This window comes from Micromonospora sp. HM5-17 (assembly GCF_003762835.1).
GTDB lineage: Bacteria > Actinomycetota > Actinomycetes > Mycobacteriales > Micromonosporaceae > Plantactinospora.
The window spans coordinates 929,921-946,342 of the sequence record NZ_RJWA01000001.1; the positions used below are offsets into that span (position 1 = coordinate 929,921).

General features: G+C 72.2%; 15 protein-coding genes. 10 read left to right on the plus strand and 5 right to left on the minus strand.

The features are described from left to right. Positions 1 to 169: 169 nt before the first annotated feature. Entirely contained in the window at positions 170 to 781 is a 612-nt protein-coding gene (locus tag EF879_RS04215; protein WP_123554762.1) for a DedA family protein, read from the plus strand. A 29-nt stretch (positions 782 to 810) separates the two neighbouring features. On the opposite strand, the gene EF879_RS04220 is transcribed toward EF879_RS04215, so the two are convergent. After that, positions 811 to 1,038: a hypothetical protein gene (locus EF879_RS04220; RefSeq protein ID WP_123554764.1), complete on the minus strand. Its 228-nt coding sequence runs from the start codon at positions 1,036 to 1,038 to the stop codon at positions 811 to 813. A 247-nt stretch (positions 1,039 to 1,285) separates the two neighbouring features. On the opposite strand from EF879_RS04220, the gene EF879_RS04225 reads away from it, so the two are divergent. After that, positions 1,286 to 1,792 (plus strand): cytidine/deoxycytidylate deaminase family protein, encoded by a 507-nt coding sequence (locus EF879_RS04225; protein ID WP_123554765.1) that lies wholly within the window; start codon positions 1,286 to 1,288, stop codon positions 1,790 to 1,792. Positions 1,793 to 2,041: 249 nt separating this feature from the next. Next, on the plus strand, positions 2,042 to 2,395 hold the full coding sequence (locus EF879_RS04230; RefSeq protein WP_123554767.1) for a hypothetical protein: 354 nt from the start codon (positions 2,042 to 2,044) through the stop codon (positions 2,393 to 2,395). 130 nt (positions 2,396 to 2,525) lie between these two features. Here EF879_RS04230 and EF879_RS04235 read toward each other — a convergent pair whose 3' ends face one another. After that, on the minus strand, positions 2,526 to 3,935 hold the full coding sequence (locus EF879_RS04235) for an endo-1,4-beta-xylanase (RefSeq protein WP_123554769.1): 1,410 nt from the start codon (positions 3,933 to 3,935) through the stop codon (positions 2,526 to 2,528). A 563-nt stretch (positions 3,936 to 4,498) separates the two neighbouring features. Between EF879_RS04235 and EF879_RS27930 the strand changes: the two genes are divergently transcribed. Beyond that, positions 4,499 to 7,222 (plus strand): Hsp70 family protein, encoded by a 2,724-nt coding sequence (locus EF879_RS27930; protein ID WP_233604206.1) that lies wholly within the window; start codon positions 4,499 to 4,501, stop codon positions 7,220 to 7,222. 112 nt (positions 7,223 to 7,334) lie between these two features. Here EF879_RS27930 and EF879_RS04245 read toward each other — a convergent pair whose 3' ends face one another. Beyond that, positions 7,335 to 7,805, minus strand: coding sequence for a hypothetical protein (locus tag EF879_RS04245; protein ID WP_148086350.1), 471 nt, complete (start codon positions 7,803 to 7,805; stop codon positions 7,335 to 7,337). A 1-nt stretch (position 7,806) separates the two neighbouring features. Next, the gene (locus tag EF879_RS04250; protein WP_199736116.1) at positions 7,807 to 8,712 is read right to left on the minus strand and encodes a CPBP family intramembrane glutamic endopeptidase; all 906 of its coding nucleotides are present in this window, start codon (positions 8,710 to 8,712) and stop codon (positions 7,807 to 7,809) included. 335 nt (positions 8,713 to 9,047) lie between these two features. Between EF879_RS04250 and EF879_RS04255 the strand changes: the two genes are divergently transcribed. The 6 genes from EF879_RS04255 (at position 9,048) to EF879_RS04280 (ending at position 15,215) form a co-directional block, all read left to right on the plus strand. After that, complete coding sequence (locus EF879_RS04255) at positions 9,048 to 10,427, plus strand: sensor histidine kinase (protein WP_233604207.1); 1,380 nt, start codon at positions 9,048 to 9,050, stop codon at positions 10,425 to 10,427. Further along, entirely contained in the window at positions 10,415 to 11,110 is a 696-nt protein-coding gene (locus EF879_RS04260) for a response regulator transcription factor (RefSeq protein WP_199736150.1), read from the plus strand. Before EF879_RS04255 ends, EF879_RS04260 begins: the two co-directional genes overlap by 13 nt. Before the next feature lie 196 nt (positions 11,111 to 11,306). Then, a complete protein-coding gene (locus EF879_RS04265) occupies positions 11,307 to 12,032 on the plus strand; it encodes a hypothetical protein (RefSeq protein WP_123554777.1) in 726 nt (241 codons plus the stop codon). Beyond that, complete coding sequence (locus EF879_RS04270) at positions 12,032 to 12,928, plus strand: ABC transporter ATP-binding protein (RefSeq protein WP_123554780.1); 897 nt, start codon at positions 12,032 to 12,034, stop codon at positions 12,926 to 12,928. Before EF879_RS04265 ends, EF879_RS04270 begins: the two co-directional genes overlap by 1 nt. Continuing rightward, positions 12,925 to 14,493 (plus strand): hypothetical protein, encoded by a 1,569-nt coding sequence (locus EF879_RS04275; protein ID WP_123554782.1) that lies wholly within the window; start codon positions 12,925 to 12,927, stop codon positions 14,491 to 14,493. The genes EF879_RS04270 and EF879_RS04275 overlap by 4 nt, the downstream gene beginning before the upstream one ends. A gap of 200 nt (positions 14,494 to 14,693) precedes the next feature. Continuing rightward, positions 14,694 to 15,215, plus strand: a complete 522-nt coding sequence (locus EF879_RS04280; protein ID WP_148086351.1) for a hypothetical protein — start codon at positions 14,694 to 14,696, stop codon at positions 15,213 to 15,215. Positions 15,216 to 15,436: 221 nt separating this feature from the next. On the opposite strand, the gene EF879_RS04285 is transcribed toward EF879_RS04280, so the two are convergent. After that, positions 15,437 to 16,120: a YdcF family protein gene (locus EF879_RS04285; RefSeq protein WP_123554786.1), complete on the minus strand. Its 684-nt coding sequence runs from the start codon at positions 16,118 to 16,120 to the stop codon at positions 15,437 to 15,439. Positions 16,121 to 16,422 lie beyond the last annotated feature (302 nt).

Here is a 16,422-nt window from a genome sequence, read left to right on the forward strand (position 1 = left end):
CGTCGGCCGGGCGCCGGCCGGGCCGATTGGTATTCGCGTTCGCGGCATTCCGGACCAGCCTCTCGGGCACGATGGGCGGGTGGAGGTTGTCGCGGCGGGTGGGGACCGATCGGCAGTCGAGCGCCGGGTCGGTCCTGGTGGCGGCGGCCGTACGTGATCGGCATCGCCCGTGGATGGCGTCGTCGAGGCCCTCACCGCGCTCTCCGGGTGGCCCGCACTCGTGGTGGTCGGTGGGCTCGCCTTTGGGGAGTCGGCCGCGTTCGTCGGGCTCTTCCTGCCTGGCGAGACCGCGTTGCTGCTCGGCGGCGCGCTCGCGGCGACCGGCAGGGTCAGCCTGCCGGCGATGGTGGTCGTCTCGACGGTCGGCGCCATCGCCGGGGACAGTGTCGGCTACGAGATCGGCCGGTGGAGTGGTCCGCCGCTGCGCCGCAGCCGGGCCGGGCGGTGGGTGGGCGAGGAGCGCTGGAACCGTGCCGAGCGGTTCGTCGCCCGGCACGGGCCGCTCGCGGTGATGCTGGGCCGGTGGGTTGGGGTACTCCGTACCCTGGTGCCGACCCTGGCCGGGATGAACCGGATGCCGTACCGGCGGTTCCTGCTCTTCAACGCCCTCGGCGGCGCCGCCTGGGCGGCCACCGTCGTGCTGCTCGGCTACCTGGCCGGCGCCTCCTGGCGACGGGTGCAGGCCCACGTCGGCGAGGCCGGCGCCGGCCTCGCCGCCCTGGTGGTCGCCGTCCTGCTGCTCCGGTGGGTGGTGCGCCGCCGCCGGCGTCGGCGTCGCTGACCGCCGGTTCGGCGCGACCGGTTGGTGCGTCAGCGGGCGCCGACCGGGACGTTGCTGATGCTCGCCAGCAGCTCCTGCGCCCGCTGGGCCCGGTCGATGTCCTCGCGCTGGATCTGTTCGATGAACTGCCGGATGTCGTCGTGCCCCTCGGCGTCGTTCTTGTACTGCTCGTAGACCTGGCCGCCCTTCAGAGCGTGGTACTGGATCGACACCAGGTCGTAGACGATGTTGTCGGCGTGGCCGTGCTTCTTGCTCATCGCGGTCTCCTCCCTTGGTTCTCGCTCCTCCCGTGGCTCCCACCGCCGCCTTCCCCTTTCCGGAGCGCTCGAACCTCGCCCCGCCCCGGCGCCCGAGGCGGCGGCTCGCACCGCCGTCCTTCGGTCGGGGTGCGCCAAAACGGTCGATACCGGCCAAAGATCAACGCGCCTCGGCTATCGGCGCTGACCGGGGACGACGTCTGACCCGGTGTACGCTGGCCGGGGCCGGCCGGCGAAGGTGAGAGTCATGCAGAAGCGACCAAGCTGGGACGAATACTTCACGGACCTGGTCGTCCAGGTCGCCCGGCGCGCGACCTGCGACCGCGGCCGGTCCGGCTGTGTCGTCGTGCGGGACAAGCAGATCCTCTGCACCGGCTACGTCGGGTCGCCCCCCGGCCTCGACCACTGCGACGATGTCGGGCACCTGTTGAAGAATGTCACCGGCGCCGACGGGATCACCCGGCAGCACTGCGTACGCACGATCCACGCGGAGCAGAACGCGATCGCGCAGGCGGCGCGCCACGGCATCTCGCTCGTCGGCAGCACCTTCTACTGCTCCATGGAGCCGTGCCGGACCTGCGCCATGCTGATCGTCAGCGTCGGTGCGAGCCGGGTCGTGGCGCGGGCGGCGTACCACGCCGCCGAGGAGAGCCGGCTCATCCTGGCCGCGGCCAATGTCGCGTTGGAGGTGCTCGACACGAGCCCGGTCCAGTACGCCGGCCAGCTCGTCACCCCGAACGGGGCGGAGGGCTGACCGTACCTCCCGGGCCCGGCCCGCTGCGGGGTCCCGGCGCCGACCGCCACCACCCGTGCCCGGGACCGACCGAGGCCGGATCAGCCCGACATCCGTCATCTAGACTCCGCGGATGCACATCACACCGCCGTACGCGCCCGGGTCCGTCGCCGCGGTGTCGCCGCCCGCCGGGACGGGGGCGCGTGGACAGGTTCTCGCCACGACGGATCGGCATCAGCCGGACCCGAACGGCCACGGGACGGTGAGCCGGTGATTCCCGAGGACTGGATCCCGTACCACCGCGAGGAGGATGGCGAGCTCGTCGGCTACCTGGTACCCGAGACGGACGGCCTGGTCCGGCCGGCGACCGTCTTCGGCTACCTGCTGGGCCCGCCGACATCGCGGCAGGACGCGGAGCAGGTGCTGGACTCGGTCGGCCTGAGCTACCTCGCCGACCGCTGGCTCCTGCGGCTGCCCGACCGCGCCGACCCGATCGCGGTCCGGATCGTCGAGGCGAGTCCGACCCGGTTGGTGGTGCAGAACGCCGACTTCGGCTACGAGGGCGACATCGGCGCCCGCTTCGTCCTCGACGTACCCGAGACCGGGCGGCTCAGCCGAGCCTGAGGTCGAAACCGGTCCCGACGAGAGCTGACGGGACCGGGTCCCGACGAGAGTCCGAGGTCGAAACCGGACCCGACGACGGGAGCCGGTGCGAGGGATCCGTCCCCCGCACCGGCTCCCGGTGTGGGTCGGGTCAGGTGGCGGAGCAGCTCGGGGTCATGCCCGTGCCGACGCCGTTGCCCTGGAAGCCGAACTCGGTCGACTGCCCGGCGCCGAGCCGGCCGTTGTAGCTCATGTTGGAGAACGTGACCGTGCCGCTGGTACCGCTGGGCTGGGCGTTCCAGGTGTTCACGATGGTGGCTCCGGATGGCAGGGTCATGGTGACGCGCCAGCCGTTCGTGCCCGAGGAGCCGGCGGTCACCCGTACCGTCGCCACGAATCCACCGGTCCAGGACTGCACCGAGACGGTGGCGGAGCAGCCGCCCGGGCCCTGGGTCGGCGGGGTCGTCGGCGGGGTGGTCGGGCCGCCGGTCGGCGGCGTTGTCGGCGGGGTGGTCGGCGTCACGCCGTCGTTCAGTGCCTGAAGGACGGCGTCGTACGCCTGCTTCTTGTTGCCGTTGCCGTCGAACAGCAGCGGCCGCTCGCCGGAACGCCACGAGTCCGAGTCGCGGATGCCCCACACCGTGATACCGGTGCAGCGTGGCACGGCCATGCAGTCGGCGACGGCGTTGCGGTACTGGTTCGGGTCGGCGTTGGTGATGTCCAGCTCGGTGATCTGCACGTCGACGCCGAGGGCGGCGAAGCTGGAGAGCGTGGTGCGGTAGTTGCTCGGGTAGCTGGAGCCGCCGGTGAAGTGCGACTGGAGACCGACGCAGTCGATCGGCACGCCGCGCTGCTTGAAGTCCTGCACCATCCGGTAGACGGCCTGGGTCTTCGCCGCGGTCCAGTTGTCGATGTTGTAGTCGTTGTAGCAGAGCTTGACGTTGGGATCGGCGGCCCGGGCGGCCCGGAACGCCGCCTCGATCCAGTCGTTACCGGTGCGCTGGAGGTTCGAGTCGCGTCGGGCGCCGCTGTTGCCGTCCGCAAACGCCTCGTTCACCACGTCCCAGGAGTCCAGCTTGCCCCGGTAGTACGTGACGACCTGGGTGACGTGGTTGAGCATCGCCTGGCGCAGCGTGGTGCCCTCCATCCGCTGCATCCAGCCCGGTTGCTGCGAGTGCCAGGCCAGGGTGTGGCCCTTGATCTTCATGCCGCGCTGCTGCGCGTAGTTCACGATCCGGTCCGCGTTGGCGAAGGTGAACTGGTTCTGCTGCGGCTCGGTCGCGTCGATCTTCATTTCGTTCTCGGGCGTGACCTGGTTGAACTCACGATTCAGGATCGTGGTGTAGGCGCCGTCGCTGAGCTTGTTCGCGGCCACGGCGGTGCCGAAGTAGCGGCCTCGCTCCGCCGCCGAGGCGCCCAGCGTGCTCGCGGCGTTCGCGGAGCCGGCAAACGTCAGCGCCGCGCCGGCGGCGAGCAGCGCGGCCGCGGCCGAGATCAGCAGCGCGCGGGTGCCGTGCCGTGTCTCCGGACGTCTGCCCGCCGGCGTGATGTCGTCACTCATGGTTCTTGCCTCTCGGAGGTGATGGGGTATGGCGCGGTGCGGGTCGGTCGAGGCGGCGTACGCCGGCACACGGGCGCGGCGGGGCGGCCGCGTCCGAATACGGTGGCGTGAGGTAGCCCCACCGCGCGTGCGCCGGTGCCCGGCTGCCGGTCGTCGTCGCGCGGACCTCATCGACACGACTCGATTTCGGGATGCTAACGAAAGAATTCCGAAACCTCAACGGCGCCGATCCCGACCAGCCGGGGTCCGATGTAGACGGCATCCGGGCTGGATCGGCGCTTCCGTGGCTCGCCGCTTCCGCGTAACTGGCTGGTCGGCTCGGATAAGGTCGGCCGGATTCATCACGGCTCGCCGATGGGTCTGACCGGCGAAAGTTTCCGGAACTATCGGTCACGTGATGTCTCGAGGCGCGCGCCGAGTGCGGACCGACCCATCCGCCGCCCCGAAACCGCCGTGCCGCGGTCGCCGTCCCGGTCCCGTGCCCGGCGTCGATCCATGGCTGCCGGGTCCGGTCGGGCCCGGGTTGACCCGGTACGTGGCAAGAATGACGTAGGGTGGCGTCCGTGGCGGGCGAGGGATTCCGGCTCGGGATCGACTTCGGCACCTCGAACACCGTCGCCATGCTCGCCTTCCCTGACGGGCGGGTCCGGCCGCTGCTGTTCGACGGGTCCCCGCTGCTGCCGTCGGCGGTACACGCCGACCCGACCGCCGGGCTGCTGACCGGTCGGGACGCCACCCACGCCGCCCGGACACGGCCGGACTGTTTCGAGCCACATCCGAAGCGCTGCGTCGACGACGGCACGGTGCTGCTGGGTCAGGTCCAGGTGCCGGTGACGGACCTGGTCGCGGCGGTGCTCCGACGGGTCTCGGCGGAGGCGTCGCGGGTGACCGGCGGTCCGCTGCCGAAGGCGGTGCTGACCTGCCCGGCCGGCTGGGGGCCACGACGGCGACGGGTCCTGGAGGCCGCCGCCCGGGCCGTCTTCGCCGACGTGGTGCTGGTGACCGAGCCGGTGGCCGCCGCGACCTACTTCGTCGCCGTCGCCGGCCGCCGGGTGCGGTCCGGGTCCTGCCTGATGGTGTACGACCTGGGCGCCGGGACGTTCGACGCCTCCGTGGTACGCCGTACGGCACGCGGATTCGAGATCCTCGCCGTCCGCGGCCTGCGCGACGTCGGGGGCCTCGACGTCGACGCGGCGATCGTCGACGCGCTCGGCGCCACCTACCGTGCCCGGGACGAGGCCCGCTGGACGCGTCTCGTCGAGCCGCAGGACCGGGCCGACCGGCGGGCATCCCGGGCGTTGTGGGACGACGTCCGCGCCGGCAAGGAGCTGCTCTCCCGGGCTGCCCACACCACCGTCCACGTGCCACTCTTCGACGACGAGGCGCCGTTGGGGCGCGAACACCTGGAGCGGCTGGCGCGACCGATCCTGGACCGCACGGTGGCGGCGAGCCGGCAGGTGCTCGCCGACGCGGGCGTCGAGGCCAAGGAGCTTGCCGGACTGTTCCTGGTTGGAGGAGCGAGCCGGATGCCGCTCGCCGCGGCCCTGCTACACCAGCGGCTCCGGGTCGCGCCGACCGTGGTCGAGCAGCCGGAGCTGGTCGTCGCCGAAGGCGCGCTGTACGCCGAGACCGCGCTTCACCGCGAGGGCGGCGAGGGCACGCGGCGTGCCGACGCGGACGCCGAGGGCGCGCGGCGCACCGACGCGGCACCGCCAGCCGGCGGTTCGCCGCGTCCCGCGGTCGCCGGGCCGGTCGGCGGTGCGCCGGGCCCCGCCGTCGCCACCACCGCCGGGTCGGCGCGGTCCGGCATCCGGGCCGACGACCCGCCGAGCCCGATCGCGGCTGACCTCACCACCCGACCGGGGTCTCGCCGGCTGACCAGCGTCGCACTGGTGACGGCGGTGGTGCTCGGGGCGTTGGCGGCGGTCGGCGGCGATCAGCTGGTACGTTCGGCCACCCCGGACGCGTTTCCGGCCGTACCCGAGCCGCTGCGTGCCGACTGCCGCGACGACGAGTCGGCCATGCGGGGCGCCACCCGGACGCTGCGGTGCCGCGACGCGCGGGGACGGCCGGCGTCGGTCGGACTCTTCGCCGACCGTGCCGCCGTCGAGTCCGCGTACGAGCAGGCGGTCCGCGAGGCCGGGGTCACCCGCGGAGAGGGCGACTGCGCCACGGACCCGGTCGGGGAGCACCGGTACCCGGCGACGGGCCCGGCCGCTGGTCGGGTCCTCTGCGTCACCGACGGAACCGGGACGACCCGCCTCGTCTGGACCGACGACCGGACCCACACCCTGACCCGCATCGAGGCGTCCGGCCCCGACGCCGGGCGGGCGCTGCGCGAGTCGTGGTTCGCCTGGACCGCCGCGCCGGCGTTCCCCACCGCCGAGGAGCGGTCGTTGGTCGACCTGCTGGGCGCCACCGACTGTCGGCGGGTGGGAATCGCCGAGCTGGACGACTTTCCCGGTGCGGTCGCCGGGGTGTCCTGCAAGCCGCAGGGCGTCGGGGCCCGGACGGTGTCGTACTACCGGTTCGGGGCCCTGGCCGACCTTCAGGCGGCGATGGACGCCCACGCCGCGGCGGCCGAGGCGCCCACCGGCGTCGTCTGCGACGACGACACGCCCGGATTCCTCGGCTCCCGCCGCTACGACCTGCGCAGCGTCGAGGTGGGCGTGGTGCTGTGCCGTCCCGGCGAGCAGAGCACCCTGGTGATGGAGTGGAGTGCCGAAGCCCTGTTGGTGGCCGGTCGGGCCGTCGGCACCGACGCCGCCGGGCTGTCCGCCTGGTGGCGTGTCTACTCCGGCCCGCCGATCGCGCAGACCGTCAGGGCGATCAACGCGGGATCCACACCGCCGTTCCCGACCGCCGAGGAGGCCGCGCTCCTCGAGCACATCCCGCAGCGGTCCCGGGTGAACTGTCTCCGCCCGTCCGCCGAGCAGGTGTGGCGGAACGTCGGCTCGGAGCCGGTGGTCGCCGTCGGATGCGGTCCCACCAGCGGCGCCCGGGTCGTCTTCTACTACCAGTTCCCGGATGCCGCGGCGATGCGGCGCAGCTACGGCACCCACCCGGCGAGCGACAAGAAGTGCACGGCGCTGCCCCGGCCGTTCCGCGGCGAAGCCCCGTACCGGCGTGGCCGGATGTCGGGCTGGCTGCGCTGCGGGACGGACGACGCCGGTAACCGGTGGCTGGAGTGGACCACCGACCAGGTGGCCATCCGGGCGTTCGCCTTCCAGGGCGGCGATCCGGCCGCGATGATCGACTGGTGGCGGCACGACGCCGGACCCGTCTGACCCGGACCGTACGTCGGGGTGACGCGGGCTGGCCGGTTAGCCAACCTGGACCGGGTGGCGCCGTCGTGGTGGGGCGGCGGCGGGCGGGGCGCCACCGAGGCGGCCCCGGGGATCAGCCCAGAACCGAACCGCTGATGCTGACGGTGCCGGTCCCCGTGCTGCGTCCGTTGGTCCTGGTCAGCACCTGGCCGTTGAACATGCCCACGAGTTCCACGTTGCCCCGGCGGTACTCGATTGTCAGGCTCCACTCGTGGGTCCGGCCGTCGGCCGGTACGTCCACCGACTGGCGCCACGGCAGGCGTACCGGCCCGCCCTCGGTGGCCCGACCGTCCAACACGTACGTGAACTTGTCGATCGTGGCCTTCCCGGTCGCCGTCAGCACGAGGATGTGCGGCTGCCGGGCGGCCTCCGTCGAGGTCGCGTCCACGGCCGCGCTGGCGGTGGCGGTCGCGCTCGCCGGCGGTACGGCGGCCGACGGGTCGGCTCCGGGAGGAGAGTCATCGGCACCGCAGCCGGCGAGGAGCGCGACGAGCACGACCAGACCTGCCGTCAGCGGGCGCGCGGCGGGCAGCATGTCTGCCACATTAGTCCACCATCGGTGATGGTGAAACGATTCGCTTCGGCCCGTCCGCCGCCGGTTTGTCCGCTCCCGGCCCGGCCGGGCCGGCGTCCGGGACCGACCGGAGACGGCCGCTGAGCAGGATCCAGGCGCAGATCGCGCCGAGCGGGATCAACGCCACCAGATCGACGACCGACGGATCCAGACCGGCCCCCTCCACCAGCAGCGGAGCGGAGAGCCCGCTGATGATCATGTTGTTGCCGGCGTGGGCGACGCAGGGCACCCAGATACTCCCGGACCGCAGGAACAACCAGGCCAGGATGACCGACTGCGCCACCATCAGCAGCGTCCAGGTGCCGATCCCGGCCAGCGGGTTGCCGTAGCTCGAGTAGTCGGTCAGGACGAGCGGGTAGTGCCAGACGGACCAGATGACTCCGGTGACCAGCGCGGCGCGGAGCGGGCCGCCGCCCACCCGTCGTTGCAGATAGGCCCGCCAGCCGAACTCCTCGCCCCAGAACACGGGCGCCAGCAGCAGGGGCGCCGCGAGCGCCAGCAGCAGCGCGGCGGGCTCGGCCGGTCCCGTGCCCGGGAGAGCCTGGCGCAGCCGCGTGAGGTCGAGGTGGTACAGCCCGAACCCGGCGGCCAGGCCGACGGTCGCGGCGAGTACCAGCACCGGACCGGCCCAGGCCAGCAGGTAGTGGCGGGCCGCCGCGCGCAGTCGCGGCCGGATGCCGGAGTCGCCGAAGCCCTCCCGGGTGACCCACCGCCGTACCACCAGCGCCGCGATGGCCGGCGAGAACGCTATCGGGACCTGCACCAGCGGGTTGACCAGCGACATACCGGGCACGATTCGCGCGACGGCAATGGTTCCCCAGGCCAGACCGAAGGAGATGAGCAGGAACGCGAGTACGCCTCTGGCGGCTGGTTTCATGATCGGGTCTTCTCCTGACTGGGTAGCCGCCGATTCCCCGGCCCGGAACGGCCCGATCCACGTGGTCACAGTGCCTGCTCCGAGTACGGGCAACGGGCCCGAACTCCGGGGAATTCGGCAGCCCCGCGGGCGCGGTCGGCCGCGGGGCGGTGGGTAGCGGTGGGTGCGGTTGGTTGCCGTGTCTCGACGGTGGGCGCCGCCCCCGGTGAGGCAACCACCTCCGATGGGCGGCCGTCACTACGACCAGGTAGCGGACCGGGGGTATGGCCAGGCATACCCGCTGGTTATCGTCAGCCCTATCGGACGGGCCCAGCCGGGCGGCTATCGTGGCCAGGGTGCGTAGGGGCAGGCCACGGACGGCGCTGGAGGCGCTTTCCCTGCGCTGGCTGCCGGTCTCCGGCTGGCCGTGGCGGTCGGCCGGATACCTGCTCACCACCCTGCCGATGGCGGTGCCCCCGTTCGTGGTGCTCGCGATCCCCTGGCTGGTGCTGCTGGCCCGGCTGGCGGCCGGCAACTACCAGCCCGGCGGCATCGTGGTGCTGGTCCTGCTCGGAGTCGCGATGACCGCGGCGTTCGGGCCGTTGGTGGCGCCGCCGCTGGCCCGGCTGGAGCGGCTCCGCCTGCGCCTGGTCGACACCCGCCCGACCGGTACCGATGATCAGGACCCGACCTGGCCGGGCGTCGGGTTTCCCCGGCCCGGATCCGAGCCCAACCGGCCGCTGTCCCGGCTGCGGGTCCGCTACACGAGTCCGGCCACCTGGCGCGAGGTCGCCTACGCCTGGCTGCTGGGCACCGTGGCACCCGCCCTGACGCTGGCCGTGCTGCTCGTCGTACTCATGCTCGCCACCTTCCTCGCCAGCCCGTTCCTCATCCTGGCGCAGCCGCCGGGCGGTGCGCCGGTCGCGCTGGGCTTCGGCAGCGCGGAGACCGTGGCGGAGGCCGTGCCGTACGCGATCGCCGGCATCCTGGCGCTCCCGCTGATCCCCTACCTGCTGACGCTGGCGGCCGGCGGGCACGCGGCGGTGGCGCGGGCCCTGCTCTCCGGTGACCAGACCGAGCGGTTACGCGCCGAGCTGGTCGAGGTGGCACAGTCCCGCCTACGGCTGGCGGACGCCTTCGAGGCCGAGCGGCGCCGGATCGAGCGCGACCTGCACGACGGTGCCCAGCAGAAGCTGGTCAGCCTCACCCTGCACCTGGGGCTCGCACGCCTCGACCTGCCACCCGACTCGCCCGCCGCGGTGAGCGTCGCCACCGCCCACGAGCAGGCCAAGCAGCTCATGAATGAGCTGCGCCAGCTCATTCACGGCATCCGGCCGCAGATCCTGACCGACCTCGGCCTGCCCGCCGCGCTCGGTGAACTCGCCGACCAGTCCCCGGTCCCGGTGACCGTCGACGCCGACCTGTCCGGCCGACTGCCCAGCCAGCTGGAACACACCGCGTACTTCGTGGCCGCCGAGGCGCTGACCAACGTCGCCAAACACAGCGGCGCCACCAGCGCGACGGTGACGGTACGGCAACGCGGTACCGTGCTCTCCCTCGAGATCGCCGACAACGGCCGCGGCGGCGCCGACCCGAGCCGGGGCAGCGGCCTGACCGGTCTGGCCGACCGGGTGGCCGTGGCCGGCGGCCGACTGCTGCTGTCCAGCCCGGACGGCGGCCCGACAGTCCTGCGCGTGGAGCTACCGTGCCATCGCAACCAGCCATCATCCGAGTAGTCATCGCCGAAGACGGGGTCCTGCTCCGGGAGGGACTCGCCGGCCTGCTCGAGCGGTTCGGCTTCCAGACCGTGGCCAGCGTGGGCGACGCCGAGGCCCTCCGGAACGCCGTCGCCACCCACGCCCCCGACCTGGTCATCACCGACATCCGGATGCCACCCAGCTACACCGACGAGGGGCTGCGCGCCGCCGTGGAGCTGCGACGCGCTCACCCCGGGCTGGCGGTCATCGCGCTCAGCCAGTACGTCCAACACCGCTACGCGGCGGACCTGCTCGACTCCGGCGACGGCCGGGGCGTCGGCTACCTGCTGAAGGACCGGGTGGTCGACGTCGAGGACTTCGTCGCCGCCCTGCGCCGGGTGGTCGCCGGCGGGACCGCCGTGGACCCCCACGTCATCAGCCGACTGCTGCGCCGCCGCCGCGACCCGCTGTCCGCCCTGTCCCCGCGCGAGCGGGAGGTCCTCGCCCTCATGGCCGAGGGCCACTCCAACGCCGCCATCGCCCGGCAGCTGGTCGTATCCGAAGCCGCCGTCGGGAAACACGTCGGCAACATCCTCACCAAGCTCCACCTTCCCCAGACCGAGGACACCAACCGCCGTGTTCTCGCGGTCCTGGCGTACCTGCGCAGCGACGACCAGGGCGCCGGCCCGGCCGGCGTCGGCCTGGACGGCACCCGCCCGTGACCGGCGCCATCGGGCCGGACGCACCGTGACGTCCGAGGGCGGCGGACCCGACGAGCGCGCACCGGACGAGACCACGATGTGTACGTGGCGGATGTGCGCTCGGTGACCGGCGCCGGTAGGGGGTATGCCTGGCCATACCACCACTTCGGCGTCCAGGCGTAGTGCCGGCCCGCGGCGTTGGTGATGTGCTGCGACGGTGAACTCGACACGCATCCTGCTGACCGTGCTGGCGGGTCTGGTGGTCGGTGTCGCCGGCTGCGCGGACCTGCGAGCGATCAACTCCGAGCGGGACGACCGACGGGAGTTCCCGTTCTCCGGCGACCGGTTGACCGTGCAGAGCGACGGCACCGACGTCCGCCTCATCCCCGGCGCCCGTGGTGTCGTGACCGTCGACCGGCACCTCACCGGCAAGGCCACGACGGACGGCGGCGCCTCGTGGTCGCTGACCGGCGACACGCTGAACCTCCGGGTCACCTGCAGCGGCTTCGTCCCGGACTGCGGAGGTACGCACGTCGTCGCCGTACCCGCCGAGGTGGCGGTCCAGCTGACCAGCCACAGCGGCTCCGTTCGGTCCGCCGGTCATCCCGGCGACCTGACCATCTCGGTCGAGGACGGCTGGCTGCGGGTGGAGGACCCCGTCGGCACGCTTCGGCTGACCGCGGAGTTGACCGTCGAGGTGACCGGGGCGCGCTCGACGGACGTGACCGCGACCTCGGAGGACCGGGACGTCACGCTGACCTTCGCCACGCCACCGAAACGGGTCGAGGCCCGCGCCCGGACGGGCGACGCCGAGGTACGGCTGCCCGCCGGGTTGGAGACCTACCGGGTCCGGGGCAGCGGTCTGCGGAGCGATCCCAACAGCGACCGGACGGTCACCGCGATCGCGGACCACGGCACCGCCCGGGTCCGGAAGGGGGAGTGATGCTGGAACTGCTCGACATCCAGAAGGTGTACCGGGGCGGGAAGGTGGCCGTGGACGGGCTGACCATCCGGCTCGGCACCGGCCTCGTGGGACTGCTCGGCCCGAACGGCGCCGGAAAGTCGTCGCTGATGCGGATCGCCGCGACCGTCACCCGGCCCACCCGGGGGCACGTCCGGTACGCGGGCACCGACGTGGTCGCCAAACCCAACGCACTCCGCCGGGTCCTCGGCTACCTGCCCCAGGACTTCGGGGTCTACCCCAACCTGACCGCGCGGGAGTTCCTGTCGTACCTGGCCGCCGCCAAGGGACTCTCCGCCCGCTCCGCCCGGGCCCGCATCGGCGAGCTGCTGGAGCTGGTCAACCTCAGCGCGGCGGGCAACCGCCCGCTCGGCAGGTACTCGGGCGGCATGCTCCGCCGGGTCGGGATCGCGCAGGCACTGCTCGGCGACCCGGAGGTGGTGATCGTCGACGAGCCGACCGCCGGCCTGGACCCGGAGGAACGGGTACGGTTTCGCAACCTGCTCAGCGACCTGTCGGCGGACCGGATCGTGCTGCTCTCCACGCACATCGTCTCCGACGTGGAGTCGGTGGCGAACGACATCGCGATCGTCGCGCACGGCCGCCTGCTGCGCCGGGGTACCCCCGACGCGCTGCTGCGGGACGTCGACGGCCAGGTGTGGGAGGTGACCGTCGAGCCGGCGGAGACGAGCCGGATCCAGGAGCGGTACCCGGTCACCCGGATCGTGCGCACCGCGGCCGGCGTACGCGTGCGGCTGCTGGCGGCGGCGCCACCCGCACCGGACGCGCGGCGCGTGCCCCCGGACCTCGAGGACGCGTACCTCGCCGTCGTCCGGGCGGCCGGGCACCCCGAGCGAGTCGCGGGCGGGCTGCGGTGATCGCCGGGCTCGCGCTCGCGGACTTCCGGGACCGGGTACGCCGGCCGGCGTACGCGGCGATCGTGCTCGGGGCCGTCGGCCTGGGCTACCTGGCGGCGCCCGGCGCCGACGGGCGCTGGGTGATCCTGAACCTGGGCGGCTACCGAGGCGTCTACGACAGCGCCTACACCGCCGCCGTGATCGCGCTCGCGGGCGCGCTGTGGCTCATGCTCGGCGGCTTCTACGCGGTCCGGGACGCGATCCGGCGGGACGAGCGTACCGGCGTCGGCCAGCTGTTGGCCGCCGCCCCGATCAGCCGTGTCGCGTACCTGCTGGGGAAGTTCGCCAGCAACCTGCTGGTGCTCGCCTCGATGGCCGGGGCACTCGCCGGCACCGCGCTGGTGATGCAGCTGGCCCGCGGCGAGTCCCGCGCCGTGGACCCGGTCGCCGTGCTGGAGCCGTTCGTGCTCCTCACGTTGCCGGTGCTGGCGGTCACCGCGGCGGTCGCGGTGCTGTTCGACAGCGTACGCCTGCTCAGTGGCGGGATCGGCAACATCGTCTGGTTCTTCGGGTGGCTGGTGCTGGCCGTCGCCAGTCAGAGCTCGACCGCGCTGCTGGGCGGCATCGGCGTGGGATACCTCGCCGACTCGGTCCGCGCCGACCTGGCGGCCCAGGGCCTACCGCTGAAGGATGCCGAACTCGGCCTCGGCCTCATGTACGTCGACCAGCCACTTCGGACGTTCGACTGGTCGGGTCTGGACGTCGACGCCGGTCTGGTCGTCCAACGGACCTGCCTGGTGCTCGTCGCGATCGCCATGGCGGCACTGCCGGCGTTGTGGTTCCACCGGTTCGACCCCGCCCGGCGCGCGGGAGCGGCGATCGACTCCGGCCGGGGGGTCGGTGCGGTGATCAACTCCGTCCACGGCATCGGCGCGGCGGCCCCGGCGTCGCTGCCCGCGCAGCCTGCGGGTCACGTCGGCCTGCCGAAGACAGCGGTCCGGCGGGGCAACCCTGCGCCGCGGCTGTTCGTCGGGGAACTGCGCATCCTCGTGCGGGCGGTCAGCCCCTGGTGGTGGCTCGGTGCGGCGGCCATCGTGGTCGTGGGCCTCGTGGTGCCGCCTCCCGCGGCGCTCCTGGCGGCCGGGATCTGGCCGGTCCTGATCTGGTCCCGGTTGGGCACGCAGCCGGTGGAGCACGACGTGGTGACGCTGCTCGGCGCGTACCCGGCGGCGCGCCGCCGGCTGCTGGCCGAGTGGGCGGCGGGACTGGCCGTCACCGTACTGGTCGGGTCGGGCCTGGCCGTCCGGATGCTGGTGACCGGCGACGGCGCCGGTCTGGCCGCCTGGGCCGCCGGCGCTCTGTTCGTGCCCTCGTTGGCGCTCGCGCTCGGCGTGGTGAGCCGTACCCAGCGGTTGTTCCAGGCCGTCTACGTGCCGCTGTGGTACGTGGTCGTGAACGACGTGGCGGCCCTGGACTACCTCGGTGCCGTGCCGGGCGGCCCGGCGCCCGGGCTCGTCGCCGGTGCCGGGGTAACGCTGCTCGCGGCGGCCCTCGCGGTGACCGAGGCCCGACACGCCCGACGATGAGCGGACCGGCGCGGCCGGCGCCGGTCGGCGGAGAACGCGGACCGGCGCCGGCCTGCTTCGGATCCAGCCGTCGCGGCGACCTGCGACACCGGTTCAGCCTTATGCGCTTGCATGCAGGGCGTTGTGTGAGTCAGTCGTTACGCTGGGACGCTCTGCGGATCAGCGCCGCAACACTCAAGGGGTGTGGACGGATGTGCGTCTTGGACGCTGCGACCAAGAAGGCCGAGGTCAGTAGGTTTCTGCAGCGATACCCCCAGACGGACCAGGCCGGCGACGAGCACCCCGCGCTGCAGGGATGTAGCGACATCCCTTGGTCCGAGATCCCAGGGTGTCCCGCCGGGATTCCGGCCCTGTTTCGCGGATTGCTCGACCCGGCTGCGGCTCCTGAAGCTGCGCGGGTGCTCAGCAACACGCTGATGTCGAGCCCCTTCCATCTGAGCGCAGCGATGCCCGTAGCGCTACGGTTTCTGCTTCGCCTCGCGGCCGAGCCGGACATTCCGGCACGGTCCCGGTTGCTCGATCTGTTGCTCGTCGTCGCTGAGCTATCCCAGCCAGTTGACCCAGAGGACGAGCGTGCCGTGCTGCTGTTTGGCGCTGACAACGATCATCCAGAGCGGGAACAGTGCCGCGCCGTGTTGTCTGACCATGCGTCGCTGCTGTACATGCTGCTCGGCGATGAGCTTCCGCCGGCGTTGCGAGATGGTGCGGTACGCCCGTCCTAGACAATCGGGCGGGCAGCGGGGCCCTCGGACCCGGATCATCAGCTTGGAAGGTCGTCTCTGTCTGCCGAGGTTTCCTCGCATCCGGGCCGGTAATGCTGAATAGTCGGCAGGGAGTCGAGGACATGTCTCCCCGCTGTGGTGAGCTGGTCAAGCCAGCAGATGACGGGGTGACCTCGCCGTCCTTGGCCGCTCTGGCGAGGCTATGCGCTCGGCGACTGGCTCTACTGCACGAGTCTGCTGGTGTAGCCGGCGGCGACGAGGCGGTCGTAGGCGTGTCGGACCTCGGTGGGTACGTCCTGGGGGATGGCGAAGCCGAGTTCGGCGTACGTGTCGATGCGTTGGGTGTCGCCGACGAGCATGTTGATGACTTTGTCGACGTCACCGATGCTGGTCACGTAGTCGTCCAGCGAGAGAGGGTGGGACGCGCAGACCACGTCAACCTCCGGCCACAGCTTTTTGCAGGTGGCGTACGCGCGGCGCTGTTGGTAGGGCCGCGACATCAGAAGGACCGAACGCGGTCTGATCTGGTGCTCGGTGAGTAGGCGTCGGGTGAATTCGATGTTCTGGCCGGTGTTCCTGGCCTGTGTCTCGATAAGGATCGCCTCGGCCGGGACGCCGTGGTCGATGGCGTACTCGCGGTAGTGGACTGCCTCGCCTCGGGGAACCCGCTCGATGGTGGTGGGCGCGTTTGCTCCGGTGAAGACGAGGCGCGGGTACATCCTGCGGTGGAAGAGGTCGGTGGCGATCTTCGCGACGCCCAGGTCATGGCTTCCGAGTCCGATCCCCACGTCGCATGGTCGGATCTCGTGGTTCATGTGGTGGTACGCCCACAGGCATTCGACGTCGGCCCGGTGGGCTGCGGGGATGGCTGGTGGGGTCGTGGTCACGTGCTCGCCTTCAGTCATTCTGCATGCCTGTTGTTTCGGCAGGCCCTTGGCTCCGACGTCACTCCCCTTTGGCCTCGGGTCGTGGGCGCTCAGCCAACCTAGGAATGACACATGGCGGCGAAGCGCGTCCGGTATCGGGCCCGGTTGGCAGACCCACTCGTCGGCCAGGGCCGCGACGAGCAGTTCGCTCTGCTCGAAGCGCAGCAGGATTCCGCCGAGAGTCGAAACCGCCCAGCAGCGGAAGCGGCAGAGCGGTAACGGTCACGTGTTTCGGCACGATCGCACCATAGCAACGTCAAACCGCCAGATTAGAAGATCGT

Coding starts and splice junctions, on each gene's coding strand:
- EF879_RS04220 (WP_123554764.1), bottom strand. CDS start 1,038: ATGAGCAAGAAGCACGGCCACGCCGACAACATCGTCTACGACCTGGTG.
- EF879_RS04225 (WP_123554765.1), top strand. CDS start 1,286: ATGCAGAAGCGACCAAGCTGGGACGAATACTTCACGGACCTGGTCGTC.
- EF879_RS04235 (WP_123554769.1), bottom strand. CDS start 3,935: ATGAGTGACGACATCACGCCGGCGGGCAGACGTCCGGAGACACGGCAC.
- EF879_RS04250 (WP_199736116.1), bottom strand. CDS start 8,712: ATGAAACCAGCCGCCAGAGGCGTACTCGCGTTCCTGCTCATCTCCTTC.
- EF879_RS04270 (WP_123554780.1), top strand. CDS start 12,032: ATGCTGGAACTGCTCGACATCCAGAAGGTGTACCGGGGCGGGAAGGTG.
- EF879_RS04285 (WP_123554786.1), bottom strand. CDS start 16,120: ATGACTGAAGGCGAGCACGTGACCACGACCCCACCAGCCATCCCCGCA.